The sequence below is a fragment of the Eubacterium sp. MSJ-33 genome, assembly GCF_022174665.1.
GTDB lineage: Bacteria > Bacillota > Clostridia > Lachnospirales > Lachnospiraceae > Coprococcus_C.
On record NZ_CP076562.1, the window covers coordinates 1,865,569 to 1,886,576 of the forward strand.

18 protein-coding genes, 1 pseudogene and 1 riboswitch are annotated in these 21,008 nt (G+C 43.6%); of the genes and pseudogenes, 1 reads left to right on the plus strand and 18 read right to left on the minus strand.

The window, feature by feature from the left end; translation table 11 throughout:
• Positions 1-19: 19 nt before the first annotated feature.
• The 13 genes from KP625_RS08785 to KP625_RS08845 form a co-directional block, all read right to left on the minus strand.
• Positions 20-1,324 (minus strand): UDP-N-acetylglucosamine 1-carboxyvinyltransferase, encoded by a 1,305-nt coding sequence (locus tag KP625_RS08785; protein ID WP_177970710.1) that lies wholly within the window; start codon positions 1,322-1,324, stop codon positions 20-22.
• Positions 1,325-1,411: 87 nt separating this feature from the next.
• Complete coding sequence (locus KP625_RS08790) at positions 1,412-1,825, minus strand: aspartate carbamoyltransferase regulatory subunit (protein WP_178018327.1); 414 nt, start codon at positions 1,823-1,825, stop codon at positions 1,412-1,414.
• 31 nt (positions 1,826-1,856) lie between these two features.
• Positions 1,857-2,819 carry an aspartate carbamoyltransferase gene (gene pyrB, locus KP625_RS08795; protein WP_238297333.1) on the minus strand — a complete coding sequence of 321 codons (963 nt, stop codon included), beginning with the start codon at positions 2,817-2,819 and terminating at the stop codon, positions 1,857-1,859.
• The gene (locus KP625_RS08800) at positions 2,816-3,304 is read right to left on the minus strand and encodes a DUF5673 domain-containing protein (RefSeq protein WP_238297335.1); all 489 of its coding nucleotides are present in this window, start codon (positions 3,302-3,304) and stop codon (positions 2,816-2,818) included. Before KP625_RS08800 ends, pyrB begins: the two co-directional genes overlap by 4 nt.
• Before the next feature lie 12 nt (positions 3,305-3,316).
• Positions 3,317-4,252, minus strand: coding sequence for an ornithine carbamoyltransferase (locus tag KP625_RS08805; RefSeq protein ID WP_238297337.1), 936 nt, complete (start codon positions 4,250-4,252; stop codon positions 3,317-3,319).
• Between the two features lie 102 nt (positions 4,253-4,354).
• The gene (gene metK / locus KP625_RS08810; RefSeq protein ID WP_238297339.1) at positions 4,355-5,542 is read right to left on the minus strand and encodes a methionine adenosyltransferase; all 1,188 of its coding nucleotides are present in this window, start codon (positions 5,540-5,542) and stop codon (positions 4,355-4,357) included.
• 189 nt (positions 5,543-5,731) lie between these two features.
• Positions 5,732-5,840, minus strand: a riboswitch (SAM riboswitch).
• 87 nt (positions 5,841-5,927) lie between these two features.
• Positions 5,928-6,464, minus strand: a complete 537-nt coding sequence (locus KP625_RS08815; RefSeq protein WP_238297341.1) for a VanZ family protein — start codon at positions 6,462-6,464, stop codon at positions 5,928-5,930.
• Positions 6,442-6,858: an HIT family protein gene (locus KP625_RS08820; protein ID WP_177969563.1), complete on the minus strand. Its 417-nt coding sequence runs from the start codon at positions 6,856-6,858 to the stop codon at positions 6,442-6,444. The genes KP625_RS08815 and KP625_RS08820 overlap by 23 nt, the downstream gene beginning before the upstream one ends.
• Before the next feature lie 19 nt (positions 6,859-6,877).
• On the minus strand, positions 6,878-7,357 hold the full coding sequence (locus KP625_RS08825) for a flagellar protein FliS (protein ID WP_238297343.1): 480 nt from the start codon (positions 7,355-7,357) through the stop codon (positions 6,878-6,880).
• 68 nt (positions 7,358-7,425) lie between these two features.
• Complete coding sequence (locus KP625_RS08830; protein ID WP_238297345.1) at positions 7,426-8,856, minus strand: flagellin N-terminal helical domain-containing protein; 1,431 nt, start codon at positions 8,854-8,856, stop codon at positions 7,426-7,428.
• Between the two features lie 78 nt (positions 8,857-8,934).
• Positions 8,935-12,225 (minus strand): DUF6240 domain-containing protein, encoded by a 3,291-nt coding sequence (locus tag KP625_RS08835; RefSeq protein ID WP_238297348.1) that lies wholly within the window; start codon positions 12,223-12,225, stop codon positions 8,935-8,937.
• A gap of 254 nt (positions 12,226-12,479) precedes the next feature.
• Positions 12,480-13,481, minus strand: coding sequence for an aldose 1-epimerase (locus tag KP625_RS08840; RefSeq protein WP_238297349.1), 1,002 nt, complete (start codon positions 13,479-13,481; stop codon positions 12,480-12,482).
• Between the two features lie 272 nt (positions 13,482-13,753).
• A complete protein-coding gene (locus tag KP625_RS08845) occupies positions 13,754-14,095 on the minus strand; it encodes an Ig-like domain-containing protein (protein WP_238297351.1) in 342 nt (113 codons plus the stop codon).
• Positions 14,096-14,280: 185 nt separating this feature from the next.
• Here KP625_RS08845 and KP625_RS08850 point away from each other — a divergent pair, with 185 nt between their 5' ends.
• Complete coding sequence (locus KP625_RS08850) at positions 14,281-15,045, plus strand: M23 family metallopeptidase (RefSeq protein WP_238297352.1); 765 nt, start codon at positions 14,281-14,283, stop codon at positions 15,043-15,045.
• Positions 15,046-15,055: 10 nt separating this feature from the next.
• Here the strand turns inward: KP625_RS08850 and KP625_RS08855 are convergent, their stop codons facing one another.
• From KP625_RS08855 to KP625_RS08875, 5 genes and pseudogenes are all read right to left on the minus strand, one after another.
• Entirely contained in the window at positions 15,056-16,789 is a 1,734-nt protein-coding gene (locus KP625_RS08855; RefSeq protein ID WP_238297354.1) for a bacteriophage abortive infection AbiH family protein, read from the minus strand.
• A 113-nt stretch (positions 16,790-16,902) separates the two neighbouring features.
• Complete coding sequence (locus tag KP625_RS08860; protein WP_238297356.1) at positions 16,903-18,627, minus strand: ATP-dependent nuclease; 1,725 nt, start codon at positions 18,625-18,627, stop codon at positions 16,903-16,905.
• Positions 18,628-18,880: 253 nt separating this feature from the next.
• Positions 18,881-20,110 (minus strand): annotated as a pseudogene (locus KP625_RS08865) (nucleotide sugar dehydrogenase).
• Between the two features lie 140 nt (positions 20,111-20,250).
• Positions 20,251-20,793 (minus strand): hypothetical protein, encoded by a 543-nt coding sequence (locus KP625_RS08870; protein WP_238297358.1) that lies wholly within the window; start codon positions 20,791-20,793, stop codon positions 20,251-20,253.
• Positions 20,786-21,001: a hypothetical protein gene (locus KP625_RS08875; protein WP_238297360.1), complete on the minus strand. Its 216-nt coding sequence runs from the start codon at positions 20,999-21,001 to the stop codon at positions 20,786-20,788. Before KP625_RS08875 ends, KP625_RS08870 begins: the two co-directional genes overlap by 8 nt.
• Between the last annotated feature and the right edge of the window lie 7 nt (positions 21,002-21,008).

The window sequence follows — 21,008 nt, forward strand, 5'->3', positions numbered from 1 at the left end:
CCCTCCCTTATTTTTGTTTTTAACCCACTCTTAATTTGAATTTCTGGACATCACGGTCATCATCGACCACTTCGATCTGCCCGCCAAGCTCACGAATCTTTCCATCAAAATCTTCATACCCACGCAAAATATATTTGATATCATCAATCGTACTGAATCCATCCGCTGCCAGTGCTGCTATGACAAGTGCGGCACCCGCACGAAGATCCGGTGCAACCAGATTCGCACCAGTATAACCATCCACGCCGGTAATGACTGCGGAATTACCTTCTACCTTGATGCGCGCTCCCATACGTGAAAGCTCGCTTACATATTTGAAACGATTCTCAAAAATACTCTCCGTAATGACACTGGTTCCCTGTGACAATGCAAGTGTAACCGCCATCTGCGGCTGCATATCTGTCGGGAATCCCGGATATGGAAGTGTCTTGATCTGTGTTGCTTTGAATCTGCCATCCGCCATAACGCGGACCGCATCATCATATTCGATTACGCGTGCACCAATCTCATTCAGCTTAGAAGAGATTGCCTCTAAGTGTTTTGGAATTACATTCTTTATCAGAACATTTCCTTTCGTGGCTGCTGCCATCGTCATAAATGTTCCTGCTTCTATCTGATCCGGAATGATTGAATATTCGGTTCCTTTCAGCCGCTGAACACCGCGAATCCGGATAACATCCGTACCGGCGCCCTTGATATTTGCGCCCATACTGTTCAGGAAGTTCGCAACGTCTACAATGTGTGGCTCTTTCGCAGCATTCTCAATCGTTGTCTTACCCTCTGCAAGCACAGCTGCCATCATAATATTGATTGTAGCGCCAACGGTCACCACATCAAGATAAATATGGTTTCCAATCAACTGATCCGCCTTCGCAACAACCTTTCCGCCATTCACGATCTCTACTTTCGCGCCAAGTGCCTCAAATCCCTTGATATGCTGATCAATCGGTCGAAGTCCGATATCGCAGCCTCCCGGCAACGCAACCTGTGCATAGTTGTATTTACCAAGCAGGGCACCAAGCAGATAATAGGATGCTCGTATCTTCCGTATATATTCATCATCCACACAAACATCTTCGCCGGTTTTGATTGTTCCGCCGCAGATGGAAACTGTATGATTGTCAATGTATTTTACTTTAGCGCCAATTGTCTCGATCGCACGAAGCAATGTCTTTGTATCTTCTACATATGGTACATTCTCTATAATACACTCTTCGTCTGTCATAACTGCTGCTGCAAGGATACCGAGTGCGGCGTTTTTCGCACCGGCAATCGATACTTCACCTTCCAGAACATTGCCGCCTTTTATAACATATTTTTCCATTTCACACCTCTGTGCTGCCAGTTATTTTTTACGCTACTAGCCCATAATCTTAATAATTATAACACATTCCATTTTTTTGTAAAGCACTTACTTATCTGCCTCACAATAAACGCAGCGATAAATACGATTTTTTTCATCTGCTAATTTAAATATATGCACAATTCCCGGTTCTGTCGATGTGATGCAACGTGGATTTTTACATTTTTTTACATTGATAAGTTTTTTCGGCAACGCCAGCTTCTTTTTCTCAACGGTCTGTCCGTCCTTGATGATGCTGACTGTGATATCCGGATCGATATAACCAAGCACATCCAGATTCACATCGTATTCTTTATCAATCTTCAGAATATCTTTCTTTCCCATTTTACTGCTTTTTACGTTCTGCAGGATGGCTACAGAACAATCAAGCTTGTCGAGTTCAAGGTCATGGTAGACCTGAAGCGCTTTGCCGGCAGTAATATGATCCAGCACAATACCATTTTGAATACTATCTATCTTCATATGATTACCTCCTTCATGTAAATCTATTTACCTACTCCGGAATCTTCGCAAGCTTGTCCGCAGACAAGTTCAATTTTGCACCATTTGCCTTGAGCAGTGTCAGCATCAATGCCATACGCACAAATTTTCCGTTCATAACCTGACGGAAATAGCAGGCACGTGGATCATCATCAATCTCCACTGAAATCTCATTGACACGTGGAAGCGGATGCAGGATCGCAAGATCGGATTTTGCGTGTTTCAATTTCTTTCCATCAAGAATATATGTATCCTTCAATCTGACATAATCTGCCTCATTGAAGAACCGTTCCTTCTGCACTCTTGTCATATAGAGTACATCAAGTTCTCCCATCACCTCTTCCATAGATTCTACTTCTTCATACGGAATATGATTTGCCTCGAGCACTTCGGAAATAATGTATTCCGGTACGCGGAGTTCCTTCGGTGCAATCAGTATAAATTTGATATTTTCATAACGGGATAATGCCTTGATCAGCGAATGTACGGTACGTCCGAATTTCAAATCGCCACACAGTCCAATCGTAAAGTTGTTCAGCCTGCCTTTTTCACGCAGAATCGTAAGCAGATCTGCAAGTGTCTGTGTTGGATGGTTGTGACCGCCATCGCCTGCATTGATGATTGGCACACTGCTCACCATAGATGCCCGCATCGGCGCACCTTCTTTCGGATGACGCATCGCAATAATGTCTGCATAGCAGCTTACTACTCTCGTTGTGTCGCCTACGCTCTCGCCCTTCGTCGCAGAGGAAGACGAAGCCGAAGAAAAACCAAGTACATTTCCACCAAGCTCCATCATTGCTGATTCAAAGCTAAGTCTTGTTCTTGTACTTGGTTCAAAAAATAATGTTGCAAGTTTTTTGCCCTTACACGCTTCACTATATGCTTCTTTGTCATCGATGATATCCTGTGCCAGCTTCAAAATGCCATCGATTTCTTCCACGGATAAGTCTGTTGAATCAATTACATGTTTCATTTCAGGTTTCCTCCCATTGAATGCACGTTATTTTTCTTGAATATCTCATCAATTGCAAACCGGTCTTCCCGATTGCAAACAAGGATATACGTTTTTCGATTCGCACGAATCTTCAGTACGATTACATTGCTGTCTTCCCCCTGGTTTTCCAGGAGGAAAGACCGCATGAATTCCCATTCAATAAATGTGGTTCCGACTAATACACCATCACGTGTTATACCACTCTGAATGCGTGTTGACAGCACAACAAAAAGCACAAACATCAATACCGCAGGCACAAATATATAGATCTTGAAATACACCAATACCACAAGTCCCACGAGCCCAAGGTTCGCATAGATCACCTCGGAATTATTTAATTTGTGATGTAATCGGCTTTTTATTATGATTCCTGCCTGCCGCTTCACAGCAGAAATACATACGAGTACCCCTGAGCCAAACCCAAGGAATAACACGAAGGCCAATACGCCCAACCACACATCCATATATTATACCACTTAAATTCCCTTTATCAATGTATACATGACTGCTTTTTCCGCATGTCTTCTGTTTTCTGCCTGATCGAGAATATGATCGAGGTTCTTCATCTCCACTTCCTTTGAGATCTCGAAGCCAACATGCATCGGCATATCGTGGAACACAAGCGCATGACTGCCCTCTAAGAACTCATCATTCAACTGATATGGCATCATCTTGTCCATAAGCTCCTTCTTCTTATCCTGGTATGCAGGATCATTGAAGAACTCCATGTCAAGCCATGTGTCAGTATAGCAGATATCCATATCCTTCACATACTTCTTCACTTCGTCCATCGGCATGTCCGGATCAAGCTCCACATAGTAGCCTGTCTTCTTTGCTTCCTCGTAGAAATCCGGTCCGCAGGCTGTCTCATTTACAAGCGGAGTCAGTCCGTACAGGGTTCCCTGCTTCATCTTGGAGAAGAATTCTACCAATGAATTGAATACGTTGTTCTTTGCACCGATATATAAGAACTTGACATTCAGACTGCCGAACTTTTCGATGATCGTCAGTGCATCTGCCAAAATCTGACAAGGATGATAAGAGTTATCACAGCCATTGATAAATGGTACGGTTACATTGTCTCCAAACAGTTCAACGGTCTCATTTTTCACGAGACGTGCCATAATAATATCGACATTGCGGCATACGTATTTGATCTCGGAAACCGGCTCGCCAAGGACAAAATTGCTGTCCTTCCAAAGCTGGTTGTAGTACGTTCCTCCAAGCTCTGTCATACCTGTCGTGAAAGAAAGGAATGTTCGGGTACTTGTCTTCTCAAACAATGTATAGAGCTTCTTGCCCTCTAATGCATGGCTGTACTTCTTCGGATTCTTCTTCATATCCAGTGCAAGGTCAAGAATCTTCTGCAGCTCTTCTGCAGAGAAATTCTTGAAATTCAACATATTCTTCATGATTTTTATCCTCTTTTCTTATCACAAATGCAAGGCACACGGGCATCGTCCGATATGTATGCCCGTGTCCCGGGATTTACTATATTCATTCCTGCAGATATCCTACAAATATTTCTTCAGATCATCTACCTTGTCGGTCTTCTCCCATGGAAGGTCGATATCGGTTCTTCCGAAATGTCCGTAAGCAGCAGTCTGCTTGTAGATCGGTCTGCGCAAATCAAGCATCTTGATGATTCCTGCCGGGCGCAGATCGAAGTTCTCGCGGACAATCTCTACGAGCTTATCATCTGCAAGCTTACCTGTGCCAAATGTATCAACCATAATTGAAGTTGGTCTTGCAACACCGATTGCATAAGAAAGCTGAATCTCACACTTATCGGCCAGTCCGGCTGCCACAATATTCTTTGCCACATAACGTGCGGCATACGCTGCGGAACGGTCTACCTTTGTGCAATCCTTTCCTGAAAATGCTCCGCCGCCGTGACGTGCATATCCACCGTAAGTGTCTACGATGATCTTACGTCCGGTTACACCGGAGTCACCGTTTGGTCCACCGATTACAAAACGTCCGGTTGGGTTGATGAAGAACTTTGTCTCATCGTCAATCATATTCTGTGGAAGAACCGGATCAAACACATATTTCTTGATGTCTGCATGGATCTGCTCCTGAGATACATTCTCATCATGCTGTGTAGAAAGGACAACCGCCTCTAATCTGCAAGGCTTTCCGTTCTCGTCATATTCTACAGATACCTGTGTCTTGCCATCCGGTCTTAAATAAGAAAGTGTGCCATTCTTACGAACTTCTGTCAGCTTTCTGGCAAGCTTGTGTGCCAATGAGATCGGATATGGCATAAGCTCCGGTGTCTCGTTTGTTGCATAACCGAACATCATACCCTGATCGCCGGCACCGATTGCCTCGATTTCTTCGTCAGACATATTGTTTTCCTTCGCTTCAAGTGCCCTGTCAACACCCATTGCGATATCGGCTGACTGCTTGTCAAGTGCTACAATAACACCACAGGTATCACAGTCAAATCCGTACTTTGCACGGTCATAACCGATCTCACGGACTGTCTCGCGGACGATTGTCTGGATATCAATCTGTGCCTTCGTTGTGATCTCACCCATAACAAGTACCAGTCCGGTTGTTACGGCTGTCTCACAAGCGACACGGCTCATAGGGTCCTGCGCTAAAAGTGCATCTAATACGGCATCACTGATCTGATCACAGATTTTGTCAGGATGGCCTTCGGTTACTGATTCTGAAGTAAATAATAACTTCTCCATTTGTTCCTCCTTTTGATCTCGCTCCCTGGCAATGGAATATATGCTATGACTCTATACGATGTCTATTGTAATCATTCCACTCCCGGTTCGCTTTACCTTGTGTATATTGTGGTTGTCTCTTAGTCAGCGGCAATTCATAAAAAAGAAATCCGGCTGCAAGCAACCGGATTTGAAAGTCGTTATCAAATCTTCTTATTGCTCGACAACTTAATCTAAGTATCGCTCAGGTCGGCACCTTCCGTCTCCGGGGTTGCCGTGGCTTCTTCGTCCCTTATGACTCCACCACTCTGAATAAGAGAGACATGTTTAACATATATCATATATTTCTACTTGTCAATGGTTTTATTTGCTATTTTCGTTGTATTTTCGCACCATCCGTCGAATTTTATTCCTGTGTACCATGCTTTTTGCAGATAACACGAATCAGCATCGTCACAAGCAGCAGAATCAGTATTCCAACTGCCGCTCCACAACTATCGAGCAGCACATCCTTTACCTGACCGCTTCGTCCCGGCACAAACAACTGGTGAAATTCATCGGTCATAGCATATACAGTTGCCGATCCCCACGCCAAAAGCCCGGCATAGACCTTTCTGCGTCTGCCGTTCATCCACGCGCCGCATAAAAGCATTGCAAAAACCGCATACTCTGTTGCATGTGCCAGCTTCCGAATCGGATGATCTACCTTCTCGGCAAAATCAAGCTGCGCTTCCTCCGACCAGTCCTTGAAATCCAGATGTACAACACGGCCAAACTCCATACCCACAGTGTAACTGTCTTCTGTAGACTCTACTCCTGTCCGCGCAGAAAAACAGAAAATCATAATCGCGAACAATATCGACAATACAAGGAACACAATCTGCCGCTTCGACAGCCTGCCCGGCTGCACCTTTTTATCTCTAGATATGCTTTTTGATTGCATCTGCCAGCGCCTTCAATGATTCCGATTCTGTCTCACCCTGCTTCCAAGTCACCTGCACATCATCCCCTGCGTGACGCGGAATCACATGCATATGAAAATGGTGCACCGTCTGTCCGGCTACTTCGCCGTTGTTCTGTACGATATTCAGTCCTTCACAGCCGGTCTCTTCCTGTACTGCCTTTGCAACGCGGGTTGCAAGCGAAAATACCTTGCCTGCAGTCTCCTCGTCTAACTGATAGATATTGTCATAATGCTCCTTCGTCAAAATCAGTGCATGTCCCTGATTGGCCGGTGCCAGATCCAGGATTACCCGGCACTCCGGTGTCTCATATACCGTTGCAGATGGAATCTCGCCATTTGCAATCTTACAGAAAATACAATCATCTTTTTTCATCTTCGATTACTCCTTTTTGTTAAATCTGATATCCACGGCTTTCATAGTTCACACCCTGTACGCTCTCGTTTAAGGTTCCCTTGCCGTAGGTAAGTCCGGCATATACCTGATGTACATTCTGCATCACTGCGCCCTCGTTGTCAAGTTCGTGCAGATGCGCAAATCCGACACGTAAATTATCGACCATCTGCACACAGCGATCCAGTTCATCCGGCTGCCTGCGCACTTCTGAACGCACAAGCTTTCCATAGACAAATCTTAAAATGGCAATTACATTTCTGCCAAGTGCATCTTCTTTAGAAAAACAATCAATCAGCTCCTGCATGGTACGACGTGCCAGCTCAATATTTTGCAGATACGCAGTTTCATTCCCTGCTTCATACGCTGTCATTGCATCATTTCCATATGTATGAAAGATATCGCACAACACTAAAATCAAGCCGCTGTGATTCTCTTGGCTGACACGCCGTGTGAATTCCTGTTTCATTTCCTGTGTCATATTGATTTCCTCTTATTTCTTGCCCTGCGGACAGAGATTCTCTTTAATTATCAGTTTCCTACAGGCTATTACTGTAACAACTGCAAGATAGATTCCGGACGGTCATTCGCCTTTTGCATCATAGAGATTGCTGCCTGTGACAAAACCTCCTGCTGTGTATATTCCGTCATCTCTTCCGCCATGTCAGTATCCATAATACGCGAATATGCTTCTGTGATACTTTCACTCTGTACCTGCAGGTTCGAATGGATGTCATCCAGACGATTCTCATAAGCGCCGAGTTTTGACCGTGCACTAGATACCTTCTTGACTGCTTCATCAATCTTCTCGATCGCTTTTGACGCATACTCATGTGTATACATGATCAGTTCGTCTACATCCAGCGACTTCGCAGTCAGTTCCGGGATATCAACCGATAACTGCTCTCCCTCATTGGAACCGGTCTGTACTATCATAGTTCCCGCAGACAGCACCTCTATATCCGCACTTATCGTTGCTCCATTTTGTCCTACGATACCCGGGTCTACTTCCACAGTCATAGAGAAACCACTCCGATCCGTAATCTCTATTTTATTTCCGGCAGTTGAAACCGTTGCCGTTGTGGAAAATCCATCGTCCGCGGTTGTGAGTGTTGCTTTACAGTCTTTCCCCTGTACAGACGTACCATCTGTCACTCCCAACACGGCTGCCAGTTCCGGATTCGACACAGAAATCTCAATCTTCTCACTACTACCGTATTCTTTTGTACGGAACAACACCGGCGCACCACTTGCAAAATCAGTTTCCGTACTTCCATCCTGTGTTGCAAATACATCCACATTGATCTTCGCAAGTCCCGTCTGCAGACTCCGATATACTTCGTCCATGGTCATGCCTTCTGAAATCGTTACCGAAAATCCATTCACCTTCAAAGTTCCTGCCTGTTCTTTCGCAATCACAGCCGTCGAATATGAGAACCCTGTCACCATAGATGCCTGCTCTGCATCCGCAGTTACTTTGAGGGAATAAACACCCGTGCTTACCTCAGATGAAATATACGCCGCTTTCACACCATTCACACTTGACAGAGAACGCCTTGTCAGATCTCCATTCAACAGTGTCTGACCGTTGAAAGAAGTTGTCTCGGAAATCTGTGTGAGTTCTGCTGCCAGAGAGTCAATCTCTTCCTGAATCGCGTCACGATCCACTTCATCATTGACATCATTTGCCGCCTGCACTGCAAGTTCACGCATGCGTCCGAGAATACTGTGCATTTCTTCCATGCCACCCTCCGCGGACTGGATAACAGAAATCCCATCATTAGAATTCAATGCTGCCCGGTCAAGTCCCCGGATCTGAGCACTCATCTTCTTTGAGATTGCAAGTCCCGCTGCATCATCCGCCGGACTCGTAATCTTGTATCCCGAAGAAAGTCTGGACATCGACTTTGCAACTTTATTATTTATTTTACCGAAATTTGTCGTGGCATTCATCGCCAGCGCATTGTAGTTAATTCTCATGTTCTGCCTCCTATCATCAACGGCATAGCTCCTACAGTCAGCACCTACGCCTGTCGCATCCGATCTCGTGTTTCTATGTTATTTATCGGAAAGTTGCGCAAATGCCTTAACAAAAAACACCGACGCTTCACAAAGTTTCTGTGTTGCAACTCTCGATGCACCTGTACTTTTCCGTGAATGCTCATCTGTGACCGCATCCCCGACACGTTCTTCCTGTGTAAGACCTGTATCTTCCAGATCATGTTTTCCAAATGTAATCACCGCATCCGCATATTCACTGTTCACAAGCATGTTATAAAACGCTTCTTCCTGCATCTGAAGTGCCGCATTTCCATCCATAGTATCCGTGTAAACCGTGCCTGTACAATGTCCCTGCGCATCCATATACAAAGTTGCTGATAATCTGCCAAACCGCGCAGATGGCAATTGTATATCGATTGCTCCGCTCTGATCAGTGCCACTCTGCAAAGTCAGATTAACAAGTTTCGTTCCCATCTCGGTTGCAACCGGAATCCGGTACTGTTGCCGCTTCGCCATGGAGCCAAGAATACGGAAACCTGCCTGCACCAGCTTCAGATTATGAAAATCTACCGTCTGCGTTCCGCCAAGTTGTGCCTGCGTATACATCTGTTCAACAAGCTGCTGTTGCAGATCCGCATATGTAAGTGACAGGTCATCTCCGCGTCCGAGCTGTTCAAGCAGGCTGTCCGGTTCAAACGTCAGATCGATGTTCTCGCCCGCAAGGGATCTTGCCATAGCGCCTGTCTCCGTATCGACTGCATCCTCTGTCGTATGATCCTCAAAATGCAGATTCTTCATCACCTGCGCCAGAAGATTATATATATTCATACTTTCCGGCGTGTCTGTTCCTCGTAAAATCATATTAGCTGCCTGCGTATTCAAAGCACTTTCTTCCAGATTCTGCTCCTGCAAAAACTGTTCTGTTTCGGCAAGCACATCATCCTCTTCGATCTCCTGCCACGGATTTACTGCATCCTCTGCATCCTGTGCTGTTTCTATCGTCTTCGCATTCTCACTGTCATCTTCCTGCGCATCCAATTCTGCTTCATGCAAAAACGCCGCTTCAATCTGCGCATCCATCTTCGTACCGTGTGTCTGCATCCCGGTCAACAATCCAAAATCATCATCCACTGAGACATCCATACCTGCTGCCTTTCGGCTGCGCATCGCTGTGATCAGATTCCTCACAGTCAGACGACTGCCATTTGCAAACAGATACCCGGCTTCCCGATCTCCGGAGCGTTCCAGCTTCTTCAACACACGATATATTCCAATATAGCCGGATCGTTCCTCCGGGCTGATCTCCCCACGCCGTTCCACGTCACGCAGAAATGTCGCAAAATCCTCTGTCTCCTTCACTCCTGCTTGATAATTTCTATCCCGCAGCGTCCGGTTTAACTCCTCTACTGACAGATCCAACGGATTGATTCCATCACGAATCATAGACAATACGGCTCCCGGCTGACAAGCGGTGATTAGGTCATTCACTTCTCTGTCGTATTGCAGAACCTGCTGCAGATTCTCCTCGGTAATCGCGATCGAATTATATCCCAGAATCCGAACCGCGCGCTCATGCTCCGCATCAGCCGGAAGGTTCATATCCTGCAGGATTGCATCCACATTTGCAAATGCCTTTCGGATGCTGTCTCCCATATCTGCCCGCGGCGCTGTGCCAAGTGCATCGTACTCCCGTTCCATCGCTGCAAAATTTGCCGGTCGTCGGATGGTATCTAATGAAGCACCCGCAATCTGCGACCCGCTGCCTGCCATCGCAAGCTCTCCGCTTGGAACCACTGTGCCTTGCTCACCGGCTTCCTCTCCGGCAACAAGTGTGGCAAGTCCACGCACGGAAATCATCCGCAAAGCATTGCCCCTATCCGTATTCGACTGCATCTGTACTGCTTCCGTATCTGCAGCTGCATTTGCAAGCTTTTCTGCATCGAAAAGAGAGCCCAATCTAACAACCGAAGCATCTCCGATTGCCTGCATATCCCGCTGCAATTCTGTATACACAGTAATATTCTCTTCCGTCGCCGCGACACCGTTTCTTGCGAAAAGTTCTCTTGTCATCTGCGCTTCCACGCTGCGAAGATTCGCAACTACCTGCGACAGATCACGCGTATCAATATTGATATCCTGTTTTAACATCCGAACCGCTGCCTGCTGTGTCATGGAAAGACGCAGCTCCTCCAACTGGCGCAGCGCTGTCACCGCTCGGAGCGATTGCTGTGTCATCCCCATACTCAGCTTCGCATCCGACTGTAGATGATTCTGATTTGACTGTTTCCCTGTTTCCGCATTTAAATGTCCGGCGTTACCTGCGCCTGCTTCATCTTCCCGTGCTGCCAGCATCGCCGCAATCGTAAGTGGTTTTCCTGCACGCACGGTCTCTATAATATCTGTCTCTGTCAGGCTTTCGACTGCCTGCTGCAGTTTATCTGCTTTATCTGTAATATCCTGTTCCTGCTGCGCGTTCATCTGCTCTCCGGTCGGCAACGCATCCATAGGCGTTCCTACCTGCGCCTGCATCTCCATATACGCGCGCATGGAATCGGTCGTAACCGGAATATCATTTGCAAGCATCTGTGCGGCACCGCCCATACTTTGATTATCTACCGGAATGCCTGCCTGTTCGATGATATGCTGCAACTGTGCCTGTAATGTCCGCGGCAATTCGTTCCATGCCTGAGCCGCCTGCGACTGCGCCTGCTCTACTGTCGCACCGGATGTCTGCCTGCTCTGCTGTCCACTGTAATGTGCCTTATAGAGATTCTCCTGATTGAGCGGCATTTTATTTTTTAACAAATATAATATGTCGTTGTTACCAACCTGCAAATCCACATCTGCACCTGCAATCTTCGTGCCGGTACTGGTAAATACGAGATTCGATACATCGCCCTGATCAACCTTTGCCAGTGCCAATATGTTTGCCAGTTCATCCTTATGTGCCTGATCGCGCATCGTATTCACGATATCCATCAGATCTGACAGAGACGCCGATCCCACATCAATTCCCATCATGCGGAGTTTCTTAATCTCCTCCCGGCTGAGCGACCGTGCAATCTCCTTTGCATCCTCGCGCGCCTGTTCCTCATCACTGATCTCCTGCTGCTGTTCGGATTTCGCCTTTTCCTGCATATCCCGACGATATTCTTCGAAATTATCCATAACAGTCTGTGCATTCGTCTCAATATTTGCTGTCCGGTCATACTGCACCTGTTCCACAGCCTCAAAGGCATCCATATTCCGAGTGGCATTTGACGCATATTTTTGATTCGCAATGGCTTGTTCGTATGCACGATAGGCTTTTGCTGCTTCCTGTGAATTTTTTATATTGATATTCTGCATATAGGCTCCTTGATCTTCGACTATTATTTTCCGTATTTGTTCTATGTTAATATCGGCATGCCAGCCACAAATCTGAACTTCTGTCAGACAGCTTATTGTGTTAAGGCAAACTGTGTATTATGCCCTTTCGCAAATACAAGCGTTCATACCGGCACCTGTTCATCGCATAAAAAACCGGCACATATACGGGATATGTACCGGTCTGATTTTGTCACTTATAATTGCCACTTCTGGCTGTCAGATTTCATTCCTTATTATGCTGTATAAATCTTCTCTGTCACGGTATGTGATTCACCCGGCGCAAGCTCCTTGTAACCAGACTCCTCTGCCGGAATTGGCTGGTTTGGTGCATCAATAATCCATGTGCAAGGCTCCGGACAGAAGTATCCTTTGTCTCCATGGTCATTCCACACAACCCAGAACTTAAAATCCTTACATACTTCATAGCAGATACGCTTGCCTGTTGCAGCGTCAGTCGCTACTGCACCATAAAATGGCTTGCCATCCAGACTGCCTTCCTCTGCAAAGAATACATCGTTATCAATATCATGCAGCACTGGAACCTGTGAACCTGTCAGGTACTGTCTGTCGTGATTTGTCTGTACGAGCATATCGCCTGTTGGAATGCAGGACTTTGAAAGCTCCCACTTTTCGCCAACCGGGATATACAGACGCATATCCAGGCCATTTCCATCCTTTGTGAAAGGTCCGTTGATCGTTGTGTGGTTACACATACCGTACGGCATCTGCTTGTCAGATGTATTTGTCATCGTAAATGCATACTCCAACCCATCATCAGACAGAGTAAATGTGAATTCTGCCTTGAAGCTCACTGGATATGTCTCAAAAAATTCATCGTTCTTGTCGTATATGTACTCTGTCTTTGCAATTGCCTTCTTGCCTTCTACAGTCGCGCTCACAAGCGTATGCTCACGCTTATGCAGGAAACCATGAATATGGTTGCCAAGTGGATCATTCAACGGAAAATGATAGGTTGCATCACTTACCTTCAACACACCATTTGCAAGACGGTTTGGAAGATATAAGGTTGGAAGACCATACACCTCCGGACTCTTCTTTAACTCTTCTACCGAAAGGGATTCGTCATAACGGAAAATCTCAATGCCATTTTCAACATCCTGCATACGGATGACATTACTGCCTAAAAAAGGTGCCACGATTGCTTTGTACTTTCCTGCGGTCAGTGCAACTGCCTCTTTCCCTTTATAATCAATAACCTCTGCGGAATAACTCATTGTTTTTTCCTCCTTTTCAAGACTGCACTTTTCGTGCAATTTCACTCAAAAAATTTCATTTCAAATCACATAAAATAATAGCACATCGACCATACTATGTCTAGAAAAAAAGAACAACAGACATGCTTTTTGCGTATGATATGGATAGGCATGCATGCAACCGATTTTTCACGAGTCGTTTCGAGTATTACCTTTGAATCTCCCCCTTGCTAAAATACAATACAGACGGTTGCATTTCTATAAAAGGGACCAATCCTTTGGTCCCTTTCTTTTTATAACTTGAACTTTATCTGCACCGGCTCCTTCAACGACTGCCCGCCTCTCGATTTTACACTTCTGGTAATCGTCAGAAAATAATATTCGTTCGTAGAATATGGTTCCAGCGGCTCCACTTCAATAATCTCATTTTTCGTATCATAACGGATATAAGACCGCAGCTTCTGGTTCTGTGAATTCGTCACATACATCGTATCCTTGTTTACCGTATGTGGATCCAGCGGAATATTGAACCGCACACGCCACACAAAGTTTCCCGTCTTAAACCGCAGATCCTGTTTCACTTTATTCGCAAGCTGTGGCGGAATATCTTCTATATCAATCAAATTCTTTGCCATCTTTTGTCACCTTTTTGTACACGTATTTTCTTTACATCACAGAATTGTAACACTACAATGAATTTATTACAATTTTATTATCATTCTTTTCAATATATCGTCATAATTCCTATATCTCTTGAATAAGACTTGAAACATATGGGAATACTGACAGCAATTACATAATTCCGTAGGAGCGTATGATTATGAAACATCATTTTAAGTTTTCCTGCAAAAGACAAAAATTGCTGACCTTTATGCTGATCGGAAGCAGTCTGTTCGTCTGTCTCATAAGTCAGGCACGCGAATTTCCCGCTGTTAAACTACCACAAAAAGAATACCGCTTAACTGGCACAACCCTCCAAAGTGTAAAAGAGATTGTTCCTTATTATGATGATTGCTGCACCATCTATGATCCTTCGCTTTACGAAGGAGAGATCATCGTCACAAACGAAGGAACTGCCGGCACCCAGGAGACAACTACTCTTATCACATATCTGAACGGCCACGAAATGGCACAGGAAGTCATCGATTCCCGGATTATAACCCCTGCCATCGCACGGGAAATCCATGTCGGTACGAAAGAACGTCCGGATTATCTCGTTCCGGTCAAGGACTATGTCATTTCATCCTATGTAGGTCCTCGCTGGGGGCGAAGCCACAACGGCATTGATCTCGCGGTCAACACCGGAACCCCTGTCAAAAGCAGCACAGACGGAGTCGTTATCCAATCCGGCTGGAATGGGGGATATGGCATCAGTGTTTATGTCGACTGTGGTGACGGCATGGTGATCCGTTATGGGCATCTCTCTGAAGCGAACGTCTCTGTTGGTCAGACAGTCTCTCAGGGCGATCTGCTTGGTCTGTCCGGCAACACCGGCAACAGCACCGGACCACACCTGCATTTTGAGATGCGCATCAACGATGAGGTTGTAGATCCACTTAACTATGTAGATCTGGAAAGTGATTGATGTTAGGGGACTAATAGAATCCATTTCTGTAGATTTTCATGAATTTGTCTGTCAAATTCTTCCCCTTATATTCATAGCTCGGAGCCTGCCGTACCGCCTGATTGAACACCAACGTCCCATCAGAAAGTGCATATACCCGCACTCTGCTTTGATAAACAAACAAAATCCGTTCTCCATCGATCAGGATATTGTGCAGTCGTTTCGTGATAACGCCCTGGTTCGGAATACCCATAAGTTCTCCTATATAATTCCATTTTCCTTCAATCCGGCGTAGAAGGAAAACTCCCTTATCAACACCGCGCATCACAAGGAAACAGGTGTTTTCATCCGCGAATACTGCCCCAGTTACCTCCCGTGAAAACACCCGAGTCAACACAACCGTCCCTTTATCATCCCTGATATCCATCCGGTTTCCACACGCCCATACATTCCAATGACCGCCATCAGAAGTACCAATGATTTTCTCCTGCGCATATTGTTTTTTCTCAGGAACTGCCACCTTCTCTGGAAGCAGTTTCACTGATATGGTATCTGTTCGGAAAATATGTACTCTGTCCCAACCTATATTGAATGTCTGAATAAACATCTGTATCCGTTCCAAATCATCACCATTAAAGCAGCCAAAATACCATTCCATTCCCGCACTGTCTTTGTTCTGCTCTATAACCTCTGAAAAATAATCCCAATCGACCGGATACAAAGAATGACCGATCGTGATAATTTTATCAACATCTGTCAGATCTTCAAAAAAGCTCTTATGTGCGTTGATAATCTTGTCGCAATGCTTCGTCAGGTCACTATCCGCTTCCACTATTTCCCGCATGGCTACCTGTTGTGCATCATAGATCATCTGCGCACGCTGTCCGGATAAATTAATCCCTTTCCAGTCTTCTTGAAATTCATACGCCGAATCACTGGCACCTGGCTGATGTCCCAGGATCAGCGGTTCTTTACGGTCCGCCTTCGTCAGCTTTCTCCTGCCATGTATATAACACACATCGCTCCTGCGAACCCCATAAAGACTCTCAATGAATTCTGTATAATTAAAGTCAAGAAACTTTCCACTCCCTATGATATCCTTCAGCGGACGATCCTCTGTTCGCACCTGCAGGGAATGGATCCACCGCTCAAATCTATGCCGCAACTCCCCGGGAAGCTCTGTAAACGGTGATGCTGCCATTTCTGCTGCAGCAAAAAAATCCGCCGCTTGTGCATCCTCATCATATGCATCCATTGCCTCTAATAAATCATTTAAAATATACGGCTGACTCATAGCTTCCACATTGATCTTCGCTAAAGCACCTTCAAAATCCGCCCACAGATCATCTGCCTCTAAATAATTTTCTAAAATAAACCGCAGATAACTGTGCTTTCCAAGTGTCTTCTCAAAATCATAATAGCTTGAATGCGCCCCATGCATCAGATCAAACCCATTTCCGATGACATAAAGTACCTTGTCCCGCGGGTCTGGTACTACAGCTTTCAAAGGAACAACGTTTGAATACTGTTCCTGCAATAAATCTAATTGCTCCTGATATCTCCGCGCGTTCTCTTCCTTCTTTTTCTGCCATTCCAGATTTTCCTGTTGCTTTTGTTCTTCCTGCTTTTTCGCATAATACACCTGACGGCATATCGGACAATACTCCGATACAGAACGCCCGCGCATAGAGAGGACTTCCTGCTCCGCTTGTCTCACGACAAATATTCGATTACAGTTCTTACAAATAACTTCTTTATCATTCATGTTGGTTGCCTTTTATTAACACTATTGTATTGTATAACTATTTGCTTTGGCAGATGCAATAAGCCACGGCTAATTTTTTGCATCAAAAGTTTATATGTCAAACAATATACATTTTACAATGTCTCTAACCTTTCAAATACTTCTAACAATTCTTCATCAATATTTTCAACTGTAAATCTATTAATTATCTTGCTAGTAGAAATTGAAATTCCCAACTCCTCTTGAAACCATCTCATAATATCTGCTAAAACTTTTTTACCTGGACATATATATAATTTATCATCCAACGAAGTCCAGTGTTCGCCCATAAATTGATCTGTATAAGCAAAAATAGTTGACAACGCCAGTTTCGCATTCGCCTGCTTCTTATGCTCGAAAATTTGTTCTTTTACAGTGTTCTCATAGCTGTCTACAATTTCATCAATTGCTTTATACAAAACGTCTTTTTGTATCTTTCCTTTCGTTAATTCCAGCAAAATATCTAAATTAATTAAATAATTTTCAATTTCTTTCCTATTCCAAATATGTAACGATAGGTGATTATTACTAGCCATGTCCTTTCGATTTTCTAATGTTTCTTCACTATAATAATCCCTATCCAAAAGACAATAACTTTTAATTGAATTTTCAGTCTCGCCATATAGAAGCTTTGATGTTCCAAAAGCTTCAGATAAATTACAAAATCCCTTCAATTCTACGTAAGGCATATCTAAAAAGAGATTTTCTTTATCCGGAAATACACTCTGATATATCCTTGATAGCAAGGTAATATCGTGTCCTTCAACAAACAAGCATTTCTTTTTCTGTCCCAAACGAATCAACGAAAGATTCTGCACACTTCCTATATTCTCTATCAATCGTTGCGCTGCATCTAAAGAATTCACATATTTCATATTTCGCTTCTTTTTATTAACAACCATTATATTAGCTGGTGAAACTGCAGAAATTATCTCAACAGAATGTGTTGCAATAATCACCTGTACATCTAACGATTTTAATATCTCTAAGAGTTTTAGTTGCAAATCCGGGTGCATGTATACGTCTGGTTCATCCAGAATGATCGTTTCACAATTTTGACTTCTACAAAGGAACCATATAATTTGCAACCACATTTGCAAACCACTTCCCACTAATCCAATTTCTGCCATAAATTTATCTACTTCTAACATAAGCAAAATTGGTGTATCCTTATCTAATGATTCATAATTATAGTCCAAAGAAACAATTCTCAAATTCTCCCAACTGGCCTCAGCCATCTTCTTAAATTTTCTCCAATATAATTCCTTACTTCGAAATATTTCATTTCTAAAATGTCTAGATGATAAATATGTTTCTTTGTAATTCTCCGTTGTACTACTCTCAAATAATCTTTCCTTTTCTTTAATTAATCCAATTTGTGGTAAAATTGCGATCTGATGATTAAAACAATACTCTTCCGCTTTCGTCTTTAAATTGATCATTTTTCCATTAGGTGCGTACAAAATTGCATATGCTTCTTCGGTCGAAACGTACAATTCAATACGAGCCTCATTATCAAATAAAGCAGCAACATGTGCAATCTTATCTTCATACAAATAAATAGCACTACGTAAATCAATCTTTAATGAATCTACATCAATGCGAATACCTTTTTTCCCAATGCCTATTCCCATTGAAGTAGGAATCGCCCTGTATGTTGTCTTTGTTGATTTTCTTGCAGCGTACGCGATCATTCTTAACGCTTCAGTAATTGTCGATTTACCTGCATTATTTTTTCCTACCAAAACAGATAGATTCTTAAATAAAACACTGTTATTTTCAAAACATCTGTAATTTTCAAACACAATATTCTTTAACATCTATATCCCCCTCGCCAGTATCTCAATTATCACATTTTCTAACATTTATAAAATACAAACAACAGAAGTTCCCAAATCTGTTTTATTGATATGTCTACACATTCAGTAGTTCCATGTCGCTAATATATATTTTTTATTATATTGTAAAATTTCTAGTATTTCAATTACGCTTTTTGCAAAATTCGAACTTCAGTTCGTTCAGAGGTTCAAAAAAACCGCCGAAAGCCCTCCGGCTCCCGACGGTCTAAAATTCCTAATCTCTCCTAAAAATATCTCTCGTATACACCTTATCCACCACATCATCCAGACACGCGTCATACCGGTTCGCAATAATCGCCTGCGCCTTCGCCTTGAACTCATCAAGATCATTCACAACCCGGCTTCCGAAGAATGTACTGCCGTCCTCTAAAGTCGGCTCATACACGATCACCGTTGCCCCCTTCGCCTTGATCCGCTTCATGACACCCTGGATGGAACTCTGACGGAAATTATCCGAATTGCTCTTCATCGTCAATCGGTAGACACCCACGACAACCGGCCTCTCTTTCGCCGCATCATACTCCGCACTCGCACCATACGCTCCCGCGATCTCCAGCACGCGATCCGCAATGAAATCCTTCCGCGTCCGGTTCGACTCCACAATCGCCTCAATCAGATTCTCCGGCACATCCGCATAATTCGCCAGAAGCTGTTTCGTATCCTTCGGCAGACAATATCCGCCATACCCAAAACTTGGATTATTATAATGCGTGCCAATTCTCGGATCCAGACACACACCATCTATGATCTGCTGTGTATCCAACCCCTTCATCTCCGCATAAGTGTCCAGCTCATTGAAATACGACACTCAGAATGCCAGATATGTATTCGCGAAAAGCTTCACCGCCTCCGCTTCCGTATACCCCATGATCGTGTCAATATTCTCCTTGATTGCGCCTTCCTGCAGAAGCTCCGCAAATGTATTCGCCGCCGCAACCAATCTCTCATCATCCATATCGGTACCGACGATAATCCTGCTTGGGTACAGGTTATCATACAACGCTTTGGATTCCCGCAGAAATTCCGGACTGAAAATGATGTTTTCACAGTGGAATTTCTCCCGAATTGACTTCGTATACCCAACCGGAATCGTAGACTTGATAACCATAATCGCAGATGGATTATACTTCATCACCAATTCAATAACCGCCTCCACCGCAGACGTATCGAAGAAATTCTTCTGACTGTCATAATTCGTCGGTGCTGCAATCACAACAAAATCTGCATCAGTATAAGCGGCTTGTGCATCCAATGTGGCAGTCAGATTTAACTCCCGCTCGGATAAATATTTCTCGATATACTCATCCTGAATCGGACTAATCCGGTTATTGATTTTCTCTACTTTCTCCGGGATAATATCAACTGCCATCACCTCATGATGCTGTGATAACAATGTGGCAATTGATAATCCCACGTATCCTGTTCCCGCTACTGCGATTTTCATAATACTTTATTTCTCCTTTGCTCGTTACTTGGAATTAAAAAATGCAGACTGGACAATCGTCTTATCTGCACTTTATTTTACTAATGTAAAGCATCATAGCTATTCAAATTATATAATTTTTATAAATGAAATCAAAAAACCTAATGTGTATAATCTACAGAATATTGATATCCTCTTCCTGCTGTAAACGCAAGAATAATCATCTCTATATTTTTAGGAGAGTAATCTCTGTATTTAAAATAATACAACAATGTTTCCAGAAAATTATCAACGTCTGGTCGCTTCTCAATTAAAATTGACACATCCGTTGGATCAGTAAACAAATACGAACGTAACAATTCGCAAACAAACTCTTCGTTCACAAAGACCACTTCCGCTGATCCATTAACAATTTGTATTGGCTTATGCCTTACTATCCAATACGACAAATACGCATATATTTTTGATTCGTGTACCTTCTCAATATCCTGAAACTCTTTCAATCTATATATATCTACAAAATAATCAATAACCACATGATTCAAAACATCTTCAGATATACAAACCTTATCCTCATATCTCTGTGTTTTGATAAAATCTATAATGAGGTCATTAACCCAATTGTACCGAGAAACTATCCTATTTTCTGTAAAATGATCAATAATAAAATTATAACTGTCATTATACTTATTTAAATCATCCATGATATTCCCTCACATTTAGTCGCTTGTTTTCCAAATATCGAGAACAAGATCCCAGATAATTGTGAAACCTTTGCCTATATAACTCTTCATATCCTCCATAAAAATCCAATCCATGATTTGGGCGATTATCTTTCAGTATTTTTCTCTCACGAATTGCAATTATCAATTTTTCTCCATTTGTCAACTTCTTTTCTTCCATCTCCATCATATCACCC